Source organism: Pseudoalteromonas sp. CnMc7-15, assembly GCF_022347925.1.
Lineage (GTDB): Bacteria > Pseudomonadota > Gammaproteobacteria > Enterobacterales > Alteromonadaceae > Pseudoalteromonas > Pseudoalteromonas ruthenica.
This window is the reverse complement of record NZ_JAKRFT010000008.1, coordinates 1-17,421: the sequence shown is the minus strand read 5'-3', so window position 1 is coordinate 17,421 and position 17,421 is coordinate 1. Positions and strand designations below refer to the sequence as shown.

Here is a 17,421-nt window from a genome sequence, read left to right as displayed (position 1 = left end):
AAAAATATCAGGTTGCAAAGTATGGCACACAGAACAATTTCGCCTTTAGTGTTAGGGTTTTGGCGCATGCTCGATTGGCAGCGCAGCGCCCAACAAAACCTCGCGTTTGTAGAACAATGTATTGAGCAGGGCATTGTCGATACAGATCATGCTGACATTTATGGTCAATATCGCTGTGAGGCGGCGTTCGGAGAGTTATTAAAGCTCAAACCCAGCGTACGTGAACAAATTCGTATCATCACCAAGTGCGGCATTGCGCTGCAGCAGGGTAAGCGCGCTGTGCCCGGGCATGTTAATCACTATAATTCCAGCCGTGAGCATATTATCGCCAGTGCTGAAAAGTCACTGCAGCATTTTCACACCGATCGTTTAGATTGCTTGTTGATCCACCGCCCAGACTACTTAATGCAGGCAGATGAAGTGGCTGAAGCATTCAATACCTTGAGAGCGCGTGGTGATGTATTGCACTTCGGCGTTTCTAACTTTACCACCAGTCAGTTTGAGTTATTGCAGTCGCGGTTGGATTTCCCGCTGCAAACCAACCAAATTGAGTTCTCTCCCTATCAGATGAATGCGTTAGATGAGGGTACTTTAGATCAGTGTCAACGTTGGCGCATAAACCCGATGTGTTGGTCGCCGCTGGCGGGCGGCGAGATATTTACGAGTATGACTGAAAAGGCACAAAGGTTACGGCAAACACTAGAGCAAATCGCACAGGAAATCGGGGCAAGCGGCCTAGATCAAGTGGTATATGCGTGGTTGTTGAAGCACCCAAGCCAGCCTGCTGTGGTGTTAGGTACGGGGAATATTGAGCGTATTCGCAGTGCAATTGGCGCTCAGCTGCTAGAATTAAGCCATGAGCAATGGTATCGAATATGGCAGGCATCTAAAGGCCATGCAGTACCTTAAATATCACATCTGGGTGTGGCTAATTGCAATGAGTCTTAGCTTTAGCCTTGTTGCGCAGCCCCAGCTACAGCTTTATACCGAGCACTGGCCGCCCTACAACTACCTTAATGAGCAGGGTCAGGTGGTTGGCCGGGCAACGCAAGCTGTGCGTGGGGCTTTAGAAGCCGCCAATATTGATGCTGATATTCACCTTACTACTTGGGCGCGAGCCTATAATTTAGCTAAAACTCGCGCTAACCACGGTATATTCGCAATTTATAAAACCGCACAGCGGCACCAGTTATTTCACTGGTTTTGTCCCATCAGTGCGCCCACTCCTATGTTTATCTACAAGCGCAGTGATGATCAGCGCATAAAAGTGCATTCATTGGCTGATGTGAAGCAGTATACGCTCGCAGTGAGTCGAGACGGCTGGACTCATCAGCATTTGCGGCAACAGGGGTTTAGTGATGAGCGGCACTTAGATGTGGCGGCTAGTATTGAGGTCAGCATGACTAAATTTCTAGCTGGAAGGTTAGATTTAATTTTAAATACAGAAGCTGCGATGACCTTAGCGCTGCGCCAAAGGGAGTTATCGGCCAATACAGTAATCAAGGTGTGGGAGTTACAGCAAAGTCAACGAACGCCATTATGCTTGGCAGTGAATAAACACTCTGATCCTCAATTAGTGCAAGCTCTAAAGCAGGTTTTTGATGAGAAAAATAAAAGATAAAGGGCCTGACGGCCCCTGGTTTGCAGCAACAATAAGTCGGTAAATACCTACAAATCAAAGTCCATACTGTAGGACACGTAGGCTTTCAAATCGTCATCAGCATCAAGATCAGTTTGCAACAGGCCAAGTGTGAACCCGGCTTTACTGATGCTAACGCCATAATCTAAGTAACTATCATCTTCACCATACCACTCCCGAACGGTGTCACCACTAGAATGGCCTAAGTGGAATGCGAGCTCAGTGTCGGTGAAAACTGGAAAACTAGCATTGAGCTCTAAATAAAGCATATCTTCTTCACTGGTGGCATCGTCTTCGGCATTAAGTAGGTAGCTCGCCCCTGCGCTCAGCCATTGCCAGCTTAGTGAACCATAAACCTCACCAAAACCAATGTCGTCAGCGGCATCAGGGTAGGCATAATAGATATAACCAACGTCGTAATCGATCTCTCCCGCTGTGCCGCCAAAGCCAGCGTACAAATCCATTTCATAACTAGTGCTTGCGGCTTCGCCGAAATCAATATTGGATAGCCAAGTTCCCATATAGAAGCCACTGTCCGTAGCATAATCTAAGCCGCCCGATACTGCGGCTTGGTCATCACTTTGTGTGATCCCTCGCCAATAATAGTTTGAACTAGCCGCCACATTCGCAGTTAGACTGTTCTTAGCATGGCCTGTCATAGGCAACAGGGCGAGACAGAGTAGCCCCGAGACTTGCCAGCGTGTTGTTTTTATCATTGTTTCATTCCCGTTTTCGCGCTGTGTTGGCATAAACAGGGCAAAGGCCATGCCAGAGTATGAAATAAATTAATAATTAAATATTTTTCAACAGCTTGGTATTGATTTTTGGAAATGGCCAGATTTCACAAAGTGATCTGTTGCACGACCCTGGTGCATATTTTATGCGGATGCACCGAGATAATTCACACCACCGTGACTCGTTATGCGCTGGTACTGTTGCTGCAAACCTGGGGGAGGCGCTTGATAAGCTGGAGCGCCGAGCGGCGCTCTGTATGGGATGAGGGGTTAACCGAAAATGGTGCGCATCAAGGTGAGGGTATCATTGATGCTGCGGCCTTTCTCCACTTCGGCGATGATAGAGTCGCGCTTGGCGCGAATATGCTCTGGGATATCATCTTCGGCTAAAGCTCTATCTACCAGCGTTGCTGCAGACTCTTTGCTGCGCCTAGGTGCTTTGCTGGAAGATGAACGCTTCGGCTTATGGAGCAGCTTGTAGTAGTTTGATTGCTGCGCACTATCCTCGGCGAAATAGAAAAATAAGCATGGTAAGAGTGCTTTGTTGGCACACAAGCGTTGCTCTAGGTCATTGTCGCCGCTGGCCATAGTGTACCAGGGTAGGCGAGTTATAGTGCATACCAGCTCCTGCCAATATCGTTCGAAGTCGCGGTTACTCAATTTGGCAATACCTAGCGCAGCGCACAAAGTATCTAATTTAGCTTGGCTGGCAGGAGTGAATACATCGGGTCGGCGCATGGCTAACAGGCGCGTTGCCGGAGCAAGTGTAGGCTTTTCATCGGCATCGATGAAGATGCTTTGATAGGCTGTAACAAAGGCACTGTAATGCTCGCGCGTTACCTCTCCTTGTAGTGGAATGTGCGCCAAAGCCTGATCAAAAAGAGCTGGGAAATCAGCCAGCAATTGGTGAAATGCTTTATTGCTTCTCGTTGCAGCAAAGAGCTCGACATCAAAGCGGTAGACTGCTGGGTCATGGCTGTTGAGGTGTTTACCCGCGACTACAAGGCGGTCCTCTTTACTGAGTTCAGCTAACGACTGTTCCCGTAACCTGTCGATGTAGTCACATAAGGCTAAGTGTTCATCTAATAAAACGCGTGATTGCTGCTGTTGCAGGTATTCACATAGCACTGGCCAGGGAGTAATACGTAAGGCCTTCAGTTGCAAAAAGCTAATGGCTTCAGTAAGCAGTGTGTGTAGCTTTTTTACACAAGGGAGCTGCTGAGGCTCTAGTAACTCGTAGTTTAGGCGGTTATTGAGTGCGTCAAGTAACTCATAACACCAACCTAAGAACTCGTCTGGGTGGTTTTCAACCTTCACCGCCATTAGATTTAGGCTGATATCGGTCGCCTGTTTTAAAATATTTTGATAAATCTGACTTTCTTGTTCACCCAGCGCCATTTTTGATGGGGATATAAGCAACTTCTTCATGCTTGGTACTACAACTCCACTTGATACAACACAGCCCACTTTGAGCGGGGCTGTGCATCATACTGACATTGTGTGTTGATGCAATATTGACTTTGCTGTTTTAAGTAGCTTGGAGGCTTATCTACTATAGGGAGCACACAGATAATCATAGCGTTGTAGGTTGAGCCCCCATTGACGATATGAATCCGTGTGCGTAAAACCAAGTTTTTGCAAAATGCGTACAGAGCCCGTGTTGGCACTATCTACTTCGGCATAAATTCCCGGTAATGCGAGGGTGGTTAGCCCATATGTCATGACGCTTTGTGCCGCCTCATAGCCAAGACCCTGTTGCCAATACTGAGGAAGCATGCGGTAGCCTAAATCAGCAAGCTGTTGTTGTGGGTTGAACTTAAAACCACAAAACCCAATTAACCTGTTGTGTTGCTTGTGTATCAAGGCATAACGAGCGTAACCATAACGTTCATATTCGTGTAACCAAACGTCTTTGGTGAGGCGCCGAGCCTGTTCGCTGGTGCTTATCTGAGCGGGGTCTCCGGTATACCGAGTGACTTCGGTGTTGGCATTAAATGCGCGCACTGCTTCGGCATCAGCAAGTCGGAAATGACGCATCTGCAGCCTTGGTGTGTCTATTAATAGGGTCATGTTAGCTCCTTTTCGTTTGACAACCAGTGTAATGGCACGTAAAAAAGCAAAACAGACACAGTGAAAATGAAAAATAAGCAATACAGATGCCTAGTTTTATCTATCAGCGAGAGGCCGAGGTACTAGCTAAGTCAATTAATAATGGTCAATTAAAACAGGGGGATAGGCTTCTTTCTGTCCGGGATTTCGCTCGTGAAAGAAAAGTTGGGATATCGACAGCTGCTAAAATTTATGAACATTTGCAAAGACAACAACTCATTGAGGCCCGGCCGCGCAGTGGTTATTACGTTTGTGCTCGTCAACAAAGCACTGCGCAACAAAACTTTGGTGATAAATTAATCCCAAGTGAGCTGATTTCCATGCCGTTACACAAAGCGGTGCAATACAGTTTTAACGATGCAGATATAGTGCCGCTATCCTGCACTGGGCCAAGTACGGTATTAGACAACGAAGCGCTACTCACGCGGGCGCAAAAGCGTGTGCGCAGGCAGCGCCCATTTAAATTACTCCAAGACAATCGTGAAGCCGGTATTGATTCGCTGCGCCAAGAAATTGCGACACATTATGCGTTGAGTCAGCAGCTTATAAATCCAGCCGAGGTCGTGATCACCCATGGACGCAGTTCGGCACTTACTTTGGCGTTAAAGGGATTAGGGTTGAGTGAGCATAAGGTGGCAGTTGAGTCTCCAAGCTCATTTTTTATATTGGCGCATTTGCACCACAGCGCTCAAGCTTATGTGGGTGTCCCTATACAGCCGGACTTCGAAACCGAATTGGCATTATTGGAGCAGGCTCGACAAGAGCATGACATTCGCGCTTATATTTTTAACCCTAATTATCAAGATCCGACAGGGCGCCTGCTGAGCGAACAACAAAAACGTGCATTGTTGGCTTGGGCGCAGCGCCATGATGTTGCGTTAATCGAATATGACCGTGGTGAGCTTAGTTTTAGTGAGTTTCGACCTCCGTCAATTGCGAGCCTCTTAGATGAAGATAGCTCTCTAGCGGTGATCAGCATATGTGACTACAGTGATACATTGTCGTTTGCTCTAACCTTGGGGTATATGCTCTGCCGTAATTGCGCTGCTGATATTATTTTGACTAAATCAGTGCTTAGTGAGGCAAGCGACATCGCGAGCCAAGAGCTGGTTACTCATTTGTATCACAGTGGTGACTATCGCCGTTTAACCCGACGTTTACGAGCGCAACTATTAAGGCAGTACCAGCAGGTTGATGAAATTTTCAATCACTTTGGCGTTGCGCATTTGTACCAAGACATCGGTGGTGGGCCAAGCTTATGGTTTGAGCTTCCTCAAGGGGGCTGCAGTGATGAGCTATGGCAACGGTTGATTACCCGGCGTATCGCCATTGCGCCTGGCGAACTCTTTATGCCACAAATCGATTATGCGCGTTTTTTTCGTATGACCTTCGCCCTACCTTGGGAGAAATCCATGGCGCAAGCAGTGCATACGCTGGCTCAGCAACTATCATCCTATATTCATGAACTTTAACTACAATTACACAGATAACTACTTTAGGTTATGCTAAACACATTTGCTTTAATGGAACGAGGTTCACCATGAAGACCCTAGCCAAGGTTTTGGGCGTAATCATAGTCGTAATTATCGGCTTACTCATCGCCATTCCTTTCTTTATTCCTGTCGATGCCATCTTCAATAAAGTGTCAGAGCAGGTACAAAACACCACAGGGCGCACACTGACGATTGCCGGCGATAAAGACTTAGCGATTTTCCCTTCACTACGATTAGAGCTTAATGATGTTAGCTTTAGCAATATGGAAGGGGGATCGCGAGCCAATATGGCGACGATGAAACAATTGGATGTGCATATCCCCTGGAGCACCTTATTCTCTGGCGAAGTGAAGCTGGATAAGTTTGTTATCCGTGAGCCGGATGTGTTGCTGGAAACAAATGCCCAAGGCCAAGGCAATTGGCAGCTCTTTGATAAGGTCGCAACTGAGCAATCGCAACAAAGCACTGAGCAAGGCCAAGTCAAGCTGCCAGACAACTTTGATATTGAGCTTGGAGAAGTGGCTATTTATGGTGGTCAGTTTACCTATCTGGACGGGCAAACTGGAAGTAAACAACAAATTAGCGACTTGGAATTAGCGGTATTACTTAAATCGTTACGCCAACCTTTAGAACTAGAAGGGGGTATAACGTACATGGGTGAGCGGTTTAACCTTGATATAGAATTGGATAACCCAATCAAAGCCATCGAAGGTCGACCATTTACGCTTACGCAAAACTTAACATCTGCGCTTGTTGATATGGAATTTAAAGGCAACATTGCTGAGCAGGGTGGAAATATTAGCGGCACCTTGATGTTGCAAGGGGATTCGGTGAAGCGCATTGCCAAGTGGCAAGGCGTTGAGCTTAATGCCAAAGACAACGCGTTTAATGATTTCCGTGTAGAGGGCAGTATGCAGCTGCAAGGGCAGGCTTTTACTATTAATAAGCTCGTGGCGACGTTAGATCAGCTTGCCATTGAAGGTATGAGTACGATTCACCTTGGCGAGCGTTTAGCGCTTACTGCCAATGTAGATTTGGGCATGCTAGATTTAAACCCTTACTTACCGGAGCCTGCCGCGAATACCGAGCAACCAAGTAACGATGATTCTCAGGCTCAACCCTTAGAGTGGGATGATACGCCGATAGACCTTTCTGCCCTGAATGCCCTTAATGCCGATATTGTGGTTCGCTCAAGTGGCTTAAAAGCGCGTGATATTACACTCGGTGAGAACCAATTCAGTATTAAGCTTGATAATGCCGTAGCCACTCTCAGTATGGATAAATTCGCTGCCTATGAAGGCCAGGGAACCGGCAAGGTAACGCTGAACGCAGCGCGACAGCCTTACCACATCGATACTCAGTTTGACCTCAGTGGTATAAATGCTGAGCCTCTTCTTAGCGATGCGGTGAAGTTTGATAAGTTAATGGGTAAAGGGGCGCTCAATTGGCAACTGACTACCGAAGGGCAAAGCCAACAAGACTTCGTTGATGCGCTGGCTGGCAAATTAGCATTCAGTTTTGCCGATGGTGCTGTTAAAGGAGCGAACATTGCTGAATTGGTGCGAAAGGCGAAGGAACTCATTAAGGGAAATACATCCGCACTTTCACAAGGCCTTAATACTGGTTTTGATAAGTCTCAGCAGACAGACTTTACCGCTTTAACGGGGAGTATGAACTTTACCAAAGGCGTTGGCGTCAACTCAGATTTGTCGTTGCTAAGCCCGCTCATTCGTATTACTGGTGAAGGCCAAGTGGATCTCCCCGCGACCAAGGTAAACTACCGCTTAGTAACGGGGATTGTGGATTCAATCGAAGGTCAAGGCACCACCGATGACAGCACCGGTTTCAAAATTCCGGTTCGTATAAAAGGTCCTTTCCATGACGTGGCGGTTAACTTGGACGTTGGTGAGGCAGCCAAAGAGGAAGTGAAAGAAAAAGCCAAAGAAAAAGTAAAAGACAAACTCAAAGGCTTGTTTGGCGGCTAATCCCCCCCATATATACATGCAGCATCAAGGCACTTTTGTGCCTTGATGCTTTTATAAGCAATTGATGGTGCGAAAAATAGCCTGTTTTCGATAATTTTCAGTTCTCACCTTAGGGCTCTCAGAGCCTTTATTAACCGAGCTAAGTAAAGAAATTAATTAAAAATTAGCCTACCTTTTGCCCGCCATTACTGATACAATTGCCCGCCCTCAGCACACAAGTAACCGAAAAGTTGCCTGTTAATTGAGCGGATAATTTATTTAATGCCTTAATTTTTAACGGAATTATGGCGAGTTGTAACTACACCGGAGCACATTAAGATGATCCAAATGCAAACTCAGCTGGACGTTGCAGATAACAGCGGCGCCCGCAAAGTGCAGTGTATTAAAGTCCTTGGCGGTTCACACCGTCGTTACGCATCGGTTGGTGACATCATTAAAGTTGCTGTTAAGGAAGCGATTCCTCGCGGCAAAGTTAAAAAAGGTGATGTTAAAAACGCGGTTGTTGTGCGTACCAAAAAAGGCGTTCGTCGTCCAGACGGCTCTTTGATCCGTTTCGATAGCAATGCGGCTGTTATCTTAAACGATAGCAACCAGCCAATCGGAACCCGTATCTTCGGCCCTGTGACTCGTGAACTTCGTACTGAAAAGTTCATGAAGATCGTTTCACTAGCACCAGAAGTACTATAAGGAGTCGATCATGGCAGCAAAAATCCGTCGTGATGACGAAGTAATCGTACTGGCCGGTAAAGACAAAGGTAAGCGCGGTAAAGTGCTTTCAGTTGTTACTGAAACTGGTCGAGTATTTGTTGAAGGCGTAAACCTTATCAAGAAGCACCAAAAGCCTGTTCCTCAGTTGAACCAAGCTGGCGGTATTGTTGAGAAAGAAGCGTCTATCGACGTATCAAACGTTGCGATCTACAACTCGGAAACGGGTAAAGCAGATCGTGTAGGTTTCAAGATTGAAGACGGTAAGAAATTACGTATCTTCAAATCTACTGGTAAAACTATTTAATAGTTGGAGTAGACGATGGCGAAACTGCATGAAGTATATAAAGACAAAGTAGTCGCTGAACTTCAAAAGAAGTTTGGTTTCAGCTCTGTCATGCAAGTCCCTCAGATCGAAAAGATCACATTAAACATGGGTGTGGGCGAAGCCCTAGCTGACAAGAAAATTCTAGAAAACGCTGTTGCTGATCTAGAAGCAATCTCTGGTCAGAAGCCTCTTATCACGAAAGCACGCAAATCAGTTGCTGGCTTTAAGATCCGTGAAGGCTACCCAATTGGTTGTAAAGTAACCCTACGTGGCGAGCGTATGTGGGACTTTTTTGAGCGTTTGGTTTCAATCGCTATCCCGCGTATTCGCGATTTCCGTGGTGTAAGCGCTAAGTCTTTCGACGGTCGCGGCAACTACAGCATGGGCGTACGTGAACAAATCATCTTCCCAGAAATCGATTATGATCGTGTAGACCGTGTACGTGGCCTAGACATCACTATCACTACTTCTGCGCAGAATGATGAGGAAGGCCGTGCGTTGTTAGAAGCGTTTAACTTCCCATTCAAGAAATAAGGGTAGGGTTATGGCAAAGAATTCAATGAAAGCGCGCGAAGCAAAGCGCACTAAACTAGTTGCCCAATACGCTGAAAAGCGTGCGGCACTAAAAGCTATCATCAGCGATGTTAATTCATCAGATGAAGAGCGTTGGGACGCGGTTCTGAAGCTTCAGACTCTTCCGCGTGATTCAAGCCCTGCACGTCAACGTAATCGTTGTAACATCACGGGCCGCCCACATGGTTACCTTCGCAAGTTCGGCCTAAGCCGTATCAAAGTTCGCGAAGCAGCTATGCGCGGTGAAATTCCTGGCCTTAAAAAGGCTAGTTGGTAATAGAATCACGGGAGTAAGACAATGAGCTTGCAAGATCCTATTGCGGATTTGTTCACACGTATCCGTAACGGCCAGACTGCGAAGAAGGTTTCTATCTCAATGCCATCTTCAAAGCTGAAAATAGCAGTTGCTAAAGTACTAACTGATGAAGGTTATGTTTCTGGTTACTCAGTAACAGAAGGCGCTAAACCTGAACTAAACATCGAGCTTAAGTACTTCGAAGGCAAAGCTGTAATCGAAAACATCCAGCGTGTTAGCCGCCCTGGTCTACGTATCTATAAGAAACGTGACGCATTACCTAAGGTAATGGGTGGTCTAGGTATCGCTATCGTATCAACTTCTAAAGGCCTGATGACTGACCGTGCTGCGCGTAGCGCTGGCGTGGGCGGTGAAATCATTGGCTTTGTAGCGTAATCGGAGGGGACTATGTCGCGTATAGCAAAGGCACCTATTAATGTTCCAGCCGGTGTAGAAATCACGCTTAAAGGCCAGGACATCACAGTTAAAGGTAAGAATGGTGAACTTAGCCGTGCTATCAACGAAGCGGTTGAAGTTTCATTCGAAGACAATGTAATCACCACTAAACCTGTAGAAGGCGTTGCTAACGCTTGGGCTCAAGCTGGTACTGCACGTGCACTTATCAACAACATGATTGTTGGTGTGAACGACGGTTACGAGAAGAAGCTACAGCTAGTTGGTGTTGGTTACCGTGCTGCGGTGAAAGGTAAAGTACTAGATTTAACGCTAGGCTTCTCACACCCAGTCAACTTCGAGATCCCAGAGGGCATCACGATTGAAGCTCCGAGCCAAACTGAGATCGTTGTTAAGGGCGCAGACAAGCAGCTAGTTGGTCAAACTGCTGCAAACATTCGCGCATACCGTGAGCCAGAGCCTTATAAAGGTAAAGGTGTTCGCTATGCTGACGAATACGTGCGTCGTAAAGAGGCTAAGAAGAAGTAAGGTAGGACGATGGATAAGAGAACAGCACGTCTACGTCGCGCTAAGCGCTCACGTAGAAATTTTATTGAACAGGGCAAAATCCGCCTTGTTATCCACCGCACGCCACGTCACATCTATGCTCAGGTTATTAGTGCTGAGGGTAGTGTACTGGCTGCTGCTTCTACTGTTGAGAAAGCAATTGCTGAAACAGTTAAAGGCACTGGCAACATCGAAGCTGCTCAAGCAGTGGGTAAAGCAGTTGCAGAACGTGCGGCTGAAAAAGGCGTTAACGAAAGTATCGCTTTTGACCGCAGTGGCTTTAAATATCACGGCCGTGTGAAGGCGCTTGCGGATGCAGCGCGTGAAGCCGGTCTGCAATTCTAGGAGTAGACAATGGCTAACGTAGAAGCAAAGCAACAACAGCCTGATTTGGCTGAAAAGCTAATCGCGGTAAACCGTGTGTCTAAGGTGGTTAAAGGTGGTCGTATCTTTAGCTTCACTGCACTTACAGTAGTAGGTGACGGCGCAGGTAAAGTAGGTTTTGGTTATGGTAAAGCACGTGAAGTTCCAGCTGCTATTCAAAAAGCAATGGAAAAAGCACGTCGTAACATGATCAAGGTAGAGCTTAAAGGCAATACACTTCAGCACCCTATCAAGGGTCGTCACGCTGGTTCTAAAGTGTACATGCAACCAGCATCTGAAGGTACTGGTATCATCGCCGGTGGTGCGATGCGTGCAGTACTAGAAGTAGCTGGTGTACAAAACGTATTGTCAAAAGCCTACGGTTCGACTAACCCGATCAACGTTGTTCGCGCAACTATCTCAGCACTAGAGAACATGAAGTCTCCAGAAGCAGTTGCTGCGAAGCGTGGTCTTAGCGTTGAAGAAATTTTGGGGTAAGACACCATGGCAAATACAGTAAAAGTAACTCAAGTACGTAGTTCAATCGGCCGCTTGCCGAAGCATAGAGCTACATTACGTGGCCTTGGTTTACGTCGTATCAACCACACTGTAGAGCTAGAAGATACGCCTTCAGTACGTGGTATGATCAACCAAGTTTCTTACATGGTTAAGGTTGAGGGGTAATTCGAATGAATTTGAATACACTTTCACCTGCTGCAGGTGCAAAATCAGCCGGCAAACGTGTGGGCCGTGGTATCGGTTCTGGCCTAGGTAAAACTGGTGGCCGTGGTCACAAAGGTCAAAAATCACGTTCTGGTGGTAAAGTACGCGTTGGTTTCGAAGGCGGTCAAATGCCTATGCAACGTCGTCTACCTAAGTTTGGTTTCACTTCACGCAAGTCTCTTGCGACTAAAGAAGTGAATCTATTCGAAATCGCTAAAGTTGAAGGCGATGTGGTAGATCTAAACGCGTTACAAGCAGCTGGTCTGGTTAAGAAGAACATCCAGTTCGTTAAAGTAGTTAAATCTGGTGAAGTTTCTCGCGCCGTCACTGTTAAAGGTCTTAAAGTGACCAAAGGTGCACGCGAAGCGATTGAAGCTGCCGGAGGCAAGGTAGAAGAGTAAGGAAGTACTTTATGGCTAAACCAGGTCACGATATGCAAAGTGCACAAAGCGGGCTTGCGGAGTTGAAGCGTCGTTTACTATTTGTACTCGGTGCTATCATTATTTACCGTTTAGGTTCATTCGTGCCGATCCCTGGGATTGACGCCGCTGTACTTGCCGAATTCTTCGAGCAACAGAAGGGCACCATTGTTGAAATGTTCAACATGTTCAGCGGTGGTGCGCTTGAGCGTGCTTCGGTACTTGCACTGGGTATTATGCCCTATATTTCGGCCTCAATTATCATGCAGCTACTAACGCATATACATCCTGCGATGGTAGAGCTGAAAAAAGAGGGTGAACAGGGGCGTAAGAAAATCAGTCAGTACACGCGTTATGGTACGCTCGTGCTTGCTACGTTCCAATCAATCGGTATTGCTACTGGCTTACCGAACATGATGGACGGGTTAGTTGTTAACCCCGGCTTTGGTTTCTATTTCACTGCTGTAGTGAGCTTAGTAACCGGCTGTATGTTCTTAATGTGGTTGGGCGAACAAATTACAGAGCGTGGTATCGGTAACGGTATCTCAGTTCTGATTTTTGTTGGTATCGTAGCTAACCTGCCGTCTGCTATTGGTTCGACAGCCGAAATGGCGCGCCAAGGTGAATTGAACATTTTGGTACTGGTATTGATTGCGGTAATCGTGTTTGCCGTTACTTACTTGGTGGTTTTCTTTGAACGTGGTCAACGTCGTATTGTTGTTAACTACGCAAAGCGCCAACAAGGTCGTCAGGTGTACGCTGCTCAAAGCACACACTTGCCGTTGAAAGTAAATATGGCTGGGGTTATTCCACCAATCTTTGCTAGTAGTATCATTCTGTTCCCTGGTACAATTGCAAGCTGGTTCGGCCAGGGTGAAGGTCCTGTAGCTGACGTGTTACAAGCCATTTCCACAGCATTGACTCCGGGTCAACCGCTGTACGCAATGGTCTTGGCTGCTGCTATTATCTTTTTCTGCTTTTTCTACACTGCGTTGGTTTTCAACCCGCGTGAAACTGCAGACAACCTGAAAAAATCTGGAGCTTTCATTCCAGGTATTCGTCCAGGTGAGCAGACATCGAAATACATTGATAAAGTAATGACACGCCTGACATTGGCAGGTGCCTTGTACATTACCTTTATCTGTCTAGTGCCCGAGTTTATGACCATGGCATGGCAAACGCCATTCTACTTCGGCGGTACATCAATCTTGATTATCGTTGTTGTGATCATGGACTTTATGGCACAAGTACAGACCCATCTGATGTCACATCAGTATGATTCTGTGCTGAAAAAAGCAAACCTTAAAGGCTATGGCCGATAAGGTCGGTTTACGGAGTTGAGTAATGAAAGTACGTGCTTCCGTTAAGAAAATCTGCCGTAACTGCAAAGTAATCAAACGTGCCGGCGTTGTACGTGTGATTTGCAGTGAGCCTAAGCACAAGCAAAGGCAAGGCTAATTAAACAAGTCATGCAGGCTGAGTGGTATGCTCGGCCTGTGTTTTTCATTGTAGTTTGGTCATCACTTGAGTATCCTAACGGGCTTTTCGAGAAGATGATTACCAAATTTAAACTATAGGAGATGTGTTAGTGGCCCGTATAGCTGGCATTAACGTTCCTGATCATAAACATGCGGTTATTGGCTTAACCTCAATTTATGGTGTAGGTAAAACCCGCGCTAAGGCGATCTTGGCAGCGGTAGGTATCGCAGAAGATACTAAAATCGGTGAACTAAATGACGAAACTCTTGACACGCTTCGTGAAGAAGTTGGCAAGTACACTGTAGAAGGTGATCTTCGTCGTGAAGTTACTTTGAACATCAAGCGTCTTATGGACCTTGGTTGCTTCCGTGGTTTACGTCACCGTCGTTCGCTACCACTACGTGGTCAGCGTACTAAGACTAACGCGCGTACTCGTAAGGGTCCTCGCAAGCCTATCAAGAAATAAGGTGGGGTAAATTATGGCTAAAGCACCAATTCGTCGTAAGAAGGTCAAAAAGCAAGTTGCTGATGGCATGGCTCACGTTCATGCGTCTTTCAACAACACTATTGTTACGATTACAGACCGTCAAGGTAATGCACTTTCTTGGGCAACTGCCGGTGGTTCAGGTTTCCGTGGTTCACGTAAATCTACACCATTCGCTGCTCAGGTAGCTGCAGAGCGTGCAGGTACTGCTGCACAAGAATACGGTTTGAAGAACTTAGAAGTATTCATTAAAGGTCCAGGTCCAGGCCGTGAGTCTGCTGTACGTGCATTGAATGCTGCTGGTTTCCGTATCACAAACATCACTGACGTGACGCCAATTCCACACAATGGTTGTCGTCCACCGAAGAAACGTCGCGTATAACAATAGGTTAGGAGAAAGAACATGGCAAGATATTTGGGCCCTAAGCTCAAGCTAAGTCGTCGTGAAGGTACTGACCTGTTCCTTAAGAGCGGCGTACGAGCTATCGACTCTAAGTGTAAACTTGAGACAGCACCTGGTCAGCACGGCGCCCGTAAGGGTCGTTTATCTGACTACGGTCTACAGCTACGTGAAAAGCAAAAGGTTCGTCGTATGTACGGCATCCTTGAAAAGCAATTCCGTAACTACTACAAAGAAGCTGCTCGCCTTAAAGGCAATACAGGTGAAAACCTACTTCAGCTTCTAGAGCAACGTCTAGACAATGTTGTATATCGCATGGGTTTTGCAAGCACACGTGCTGAAGCGCGTCAGCTAGTAAGTCACAAAGCGATTATGGTTAATGGTCGTGTTGTAAACATTCCTTCTTTCAACGTTACTCCTGAAGATCAGGTAGAAATTCGTGAGAAGTCGAAGAAGCAAGCACGTATCGTTGGAGCTCTAGAATTGGCTGAGCAACGTGAGAAGCCAACTTGGGTTGAAGTTGACGGTAAGAAAATGGAAGGTACTTTTAAGCGCCTACCTGAGCGTTCTGATCTGTCTGCGGACATTAACGAACAACTAATCGTCGAACTTTACTCGAAGTAAAGTTAAGAGTTAAGAGAGGATAAAATGCAGGGTTCTGTAACCGAATTCCTAAAACCAAGGTTAGTCGATATCGACGCTATCAACCCAACTCGTTCAAAAGTGGTACTAGAGCCGCTTGAGCGTGGTTTTGGTCACACTCTAGGAAACGCTCTACGTCGTATTCTGTTGTCATCTATGCCTGGATGCGCAGTTACTGAGGTAGAAATTGATGGCGTTTTACATGAGTACAGCGCGAAAGAAGGCGTACAAGAAGACATCATTGAAATCCTGTTAAACCTTAAAGGTCTAGCAGTTAATATCGAAGGCAAAGATGAAGTTTTTCTGACCCTGACTAAATCTGGTGTAGGCCCTGTGACTGCGGCAGATATCCAGCACGATGGTGATGTAACAATCAGCAATCCTGATCACGTAATTTGTCATTTAACAACTGACAATAGCGAGATCAGTATGCGCATCCGTGTTGAGCGTGGTCGTGGTTATGTACCAGCTTCTAGCCGCGTATCCTCTGAAGACGATGAGCGCCCAATCGGCCGTTTGTTGCTTGATGCATCATTCAGCCCAGTTGAGCGTATTGCGTACTCGGTCGAATCAGCACGTGTTGAACAACGTACTGACTTAGACAAGTTAATCATTGATATGGAAACAAACGGCACTTTAGATCCTGAAGAAGCGATCCGCCGTGCGTCGACCATTCTTGCTGAGCAATTAGAAGCATTCGTAGACTTACGTGATGTTTCTGAGCCAGAAGAGAAGGAAGAGAAGCCAGAATTCGATCCTATTCTGCTTCGTCCAGTTGATGATCTTGAGCTAACAGTTCGTTCAGCAAACTGCTTGAAAGCCGAGCAAATTCAATATATCGGTGATTTAGTACAGCGTACCGAAGTTGAGCTTCTGAAAACACCTAACTTAGGTAAGAAGTCTCTAACTGAGATCAAAGACGTGCTTGCATCACGTGGTCTGTCTCTAGGCATGCGCCTAGAAAACTGGCCGCCAGCAAGCTTAGCTGAGTAATCTAAATCACTATATTTAGTTTAGTTAGAAGGATAGGGTCATGCGCCATCGTAAGAGTGGTCGTCAATTAAACCGTAACAGCAGCCATCGCAAAGCGATGTTCAGCAATATGGCTGGTTCTTTGGTGAAGCACGAAATCATCAAAACAACATTGCCTAAAGCGAAAGAGCTGCGCCGTGTAATTGAACCTTTAATCACACTGGCTAAGACTGATAGCGTTGCAAATCGCCGTTTAGCATTTGCTCGCACGCGTGATAAAGAAGTTGTTGGTAAGTTGTTTAGCGAGATTGGTCCTCGCTACGAAGGCCGTCCTGGTGGTTACACTCGTATTTTGAAGTGTGGCTTCCGTGCAGGCGACAACGCACCAATGGCTTACATTGAACTAGTAGATCGCCCAGTTGCGAGCGAAGACGTTCAAGAAGACGCACAGTCTGCAGAGTAAGTCGTAAAAGACACAAAAAGCCGAGCTTATGCTCGGCTTTTTCTTTTTATGGCCAAAATTAAATTTCAGCTCTTCTATATATAGCTATTTAGCTAAACCCTTCTCTATATAAAACATCTTAAATGTAGCAATTTAGATCTTAAATAGATCTATAACTGTTAAATACAGTAGTTTTAGTTTTATTTTTGTTCAAACGATCCATTTTTTGCAGTTTTCTTTAAAAAAGGGGTTGCGTGGAAATCGAATCTCCCTATAATGCGCATCCACCGACACGGCGGACTGCTTACAAACAAGCACTTCAACAAGCACTTCAACGAGTTGGGTGAGTCAAGTAAAACTGAGTTTTAAAAAGCGCATTGAAAAATGCAAACTTCTTAAAATAAAGTGTTGACAATAAAACAGGGTTGAGTAGAATGCACAGCCCTCGAGACGCGAAAGCAGATCGAAACGTTCTTTAAAAATATGAAGCAATCATCTGTGTGGGCACTCGTACAGATTGAGTTCTAACAGCCGATTCTAGTTCGCTAGATGACGCAAACAAATTTAGAGTCTCATTTGAGCTGAGTGACCATAAGTTATTAAAAGATTCAGCCTTGAGCTGTTTTGATTTTACTTTTTTAAAAGTGAAAGTAATAACGCACAGTCAATTCGTTCT

Annotated in this window: 24 protein-coding genes; 21 read left to right on the top strand and 3 right to left on the bottom strand. The window is 46.0% G+C overall.

From position 1 onward, the window contains the following. The first annotated feature begins 21 nt into the window (after nt 1–21). Both MHM95_RS17475 and MHM95_RS17470 read left to right on the top strand, forming a co-directional pair. The gene (locus MHM95_RS17475) at nt 22–909 is read left to right on the top strand and encodes an aldo/keto reductase (RefSeq protein ID WP_053911666.1); all 888 of its coding nucleotides are present in this window, start codon (nt 22–24) and stop codon (nt 907–909) included. Next, nucleotides 896–1,621, top strand: a complete 726-nt coding sequence (locus MHM95_RS17470; protein WP_239385897.1) for a transporter substrate-binding domain-containing protein — start codon at nt 896–898, stop codon at nt 1,619–1,621. The genes MHM95_RS17475 and MHM95_RS17470 overlap by 14 nt, the downstream gene beginning before the upstream one ends. A 47-nt stretch (nt 1,622–1,668) precedes the next feature. On the opposite strand, the gene MHM95_RS17465 is transcribed toward MHM95_RS17470, so the two are convergent. From MHM95_RS17465 to MHM95_RS17455, 3 genes are all read right to left on the bottom strand, one after another. After that, a complete protein-coding gene (locus tag MHM95_RS17465; RefSeq protein WP_130145065.1) occupies nt 1,669–2,355 on the bottom strand; it encodes a TorF family putative porin in 687 nt (228 codons plus the stop codon). A 288-nt stretch (nt 2,356–2,643) separates the two neighbouring features. Continuing rightward, complete coding sequence (locus MHM95_RS17460; RefSeq protein WP_239385896.1) at nt 2,644–3,801, bottom strand: hypothetical protein; 1,158 nt, start codon at nt 3,799–3,801, stop codon at nt 2,644–2,646. 117 nt (nt 3,802–3,918) lie between these two features. Next, nucleotides 3,919–4,443: a GNAT family N-acetyltransferase gene (locus MHM95_RS17455; protein WP_239385895.1), complete on the bottom strand. Its 525-nt coding sequence runs from the start codon at nt 4,441–4,443 to the stop codon at nt 3,919–3,921. A gap of 86 nt (nt 4,444–4,529) precedes the next feature. On the opposite strand from MHM95_RS17455, the gene MHM95_RS17450 reads away from it, so the two are divergent. From MHM95_RS17450 to rplQ, 19 genes are all read left to right on the top strand, one after another. Next, a complete protein-coding gene (locus MHM95_RS17450) occupies nt 4,530–5,954 on the top strand; it encodes a PLP-dependent aminotransferase family protein (protein WP_239385894.1) in 1,425 nt (474 codons plus the stop codon). Nucleotides 5,955–6,022: 68 nt separating this feature from the next. Further along, nucleotides 6,023–7,960, top strand: a complete 1,938-nt coding sequence (locus MHM95_RS17445) for an AsmA family protein (RefSeq protein WP_239385893.1) — start codon at nt 6,023–6,025, stop codon at nt 7,958–7,960. A gap of 318 nt (nt 7,961–8,278) precedes the next feature. Then, on the top strand, nt 8,279–8,647 hold the full coding sequence (rplN, locus tag MHM95_RS17440; protein WP_022943945.1) for a 50S ribosomal protein L14: 369 nt from the start codon (nt 8,279–8,281) through the stop codon (nt 8,645–8,647). Between the two features lie 10 nt (nt 8,648–8,657). Then, nucleotides 8,658–8,972 (top strand): 50S ribosomal protein L24, encoded by a 315-nt coding sequence (gene rplX, locus MHM95_RS17435; RefSeq protein ID WP_022943946.1) that lies wholly within the window; start codon nt 8,658–8,660, stop codon nt 8,970–8,972. A gap of 15 nt (nt 8,973–8,987) precedes the next feature. Then, nucleotides 8,988–9,527 carry a 50S ribosomal protein L5 gene (gene rplE, locus MHM95_RS17430; protein ID WP_045980290.1) on the top strand — a complete coding sequence of 180 codons (540 nt, stop codon included), beginning with the start codon at nt 8,988–8,990 and terminating at the stop codon, nt 9,525–9,527. Between the two features lie 10 nt (nt 9,528–9,537). After that, nucleotides 9,538–9,843 carry a 30S ribosomal protein S14 gene (rpsN, locus tag MHM95_RS17425; protein ID WP_022943948.1) on the top strand — a complete coding sequence of 102 codons (306 nt, stop codon included), beginning with the start codon at nt 9,538–9,540 and terminating at the stop codon, nt 9,841–9,843. 21 nt (nt 9,844–9,864) lie between these two features. Continuing rightward, on the top strand, nt 9,865–10,257 hold the full coding sequence (gene rpsH / locus MHM95_RS17420; protein WP_022943949.1) for a 30S ribosomal protein S8: 393 nt from the start codon (nt 9,865–9,867) through the stop codon (nt 10,255–10,257). A 12-nt stretch (nt 10,258–10,269) separates the two neighbouring features. Continuing rightward, on the top strand, nt 10,270–10,803 hold the full coding sequence (gene rplF / locus MHM95_RS17415) for a 50S ribosomal protein L6 (RefSeq protein ID WP_022943950.1): 534 nt from the start codon (nt 10,270–10,272) through the stop codon (nt 10,801–10,803). A gap of 9 nt (nt 10,804–10,812) precedes the next feature. Next, nucleotides 10,813–11,166 carry a 50S ribosomal protein L18 gene (gene rplR / locus MHM95_RS17410; RefSeq protein WP_022943951.1) on the top strand — a complete coding sequence of 118 codons (354 nt, stop codon included), beginning with the start codon at nt 10,813–10,815 and terminating at the stop codon, nt 11,164–11,166. Nucleotides 11,167–11,175: 9 nt separating this feature from the next. Further along, nucleotides 11,176–11,682 (top strand): 30S ribosomal protein S5, encoded by a 507-nt coding sequence (rpsE, locus tag MHM95_RS17405; RefSeq protein WP_022943952.1) that lies wholly within the window; start codon nt 11,176–11,178, stop codon nt 11,680–11,682. 6 nt (nt 11,683–11,688) lie between these two features. Then, complete coding sequence (gene rpmD, locus MHM95_RS17400; RefSeq protein ID WP_081604373.1) at nt 11,689–11,868, top strand: 50S ribosomal protein L30; 180 nt, start codon at nt 11,689–11,691, stop codon at nt 11,866–11,868. Between the two features lie 5 nt (nt 11,869–11,873). Continuing rightward, nucleotides 11,874–12,308 carry a 50S ribosomal protein L15 gene (gene rplO / locus MHM95_RS17395; RefSeq protein ID WP_022943953.1) on the top strand — a complete coding sequence of 145 codons (435 nt, stop codon included), beginning with the start codon at nt 11,874–11,876 and terminating at the stop codon, nt 12,306–12,308. 11 nt (nt 12,309–12,319) lie between these two features. Then, complete coding sequence (secY, locus tag MHM95_RS17390; protein WP_022943954.1) at nt 12,320–13,648, top strand: preprotein translocase subunit SecY; 1,329 nt, start codon at nt 12,320–12,322, stop codon at nt 13,646–13,648. Nucleotides 13,649–13,670: 22 nt separating this feature from the next. Beyond that, nucleotides 13,671–13,784, top strand: a complete 114-nt coding sequence (gene rpmJ / locus MHM95_RS17385) for a 50S ribosomal protein L36 (RefSeq protein WP_002959476.1) — start codon at nt 13,671–13,673, stop codon at nt 13,782–13,784. Nucleotides 13,785–13,914: 130 nt separating this feature from the next. After that, a complete protein-coding gene (rpsM, locus tag MHM95_RS17380; protein WP_022943955.1) occupies nt 13,915–14,271 on the top strand; it encodes a 30S ribosomal protein S13 in 357 nt (118 codons plus the stop codon). A gap of 13 nt (nt 14,272–14,284) precedes the next feature. Beyond that, nucleotides 14,285–14,671 (top strand): 30S ribosomal protein S11, encoded by a 387-nt coding sequence (gene rpsK, locus MHM95_RS17375; protein ID WP_022943956.1) that lies wholly within the window; start codon nt 14,285–14,287, stop codon nt 14,669–14,671. A 21-nt stretch (nt 14,672–14,692) separates the two neighbouring features. Continuing rightward, nucleotides 14,693–15,313, top strand: coding sequence for a 30S ribosomal protein S4 (gene rpsD, locus MHM95_RS17370; protein WP_022943957.1), 621 nt, complete (start codon nt 14,693–14,695; stop codon nt 15,311–15,313). 24 nt (nt 15,314–15,337) lie between these two features. Further along, the gene (gene rpoA, locus MHM95_RS17365) at nt 15,338–16,324 is read left to right on the top strand and encodes a DNA-directed RNA polymerase subunit alpha (RefSeq protein WP_022943958.1); all 987 of its coding nucleotides are present in this window, start codon (nt 15,338–15,340) and stop codon (nt 16,322–16,324) included. 40 nt (nt 16,325–16,364) lie between these two features. Then, on the top strand, nt 16,365–16,766 hold the full coding sequence (gene rplQ / locus MHM95_RS17360) for a 50S ribosomal protein L17 (protein WP_022943959.1): 402 nt from the start codon (nt 16,365–16,367) through the stop codon (nt 16,764–16,766). Nucleotides 16,767–17,421 lie beyond the last annotated feature (655 nt).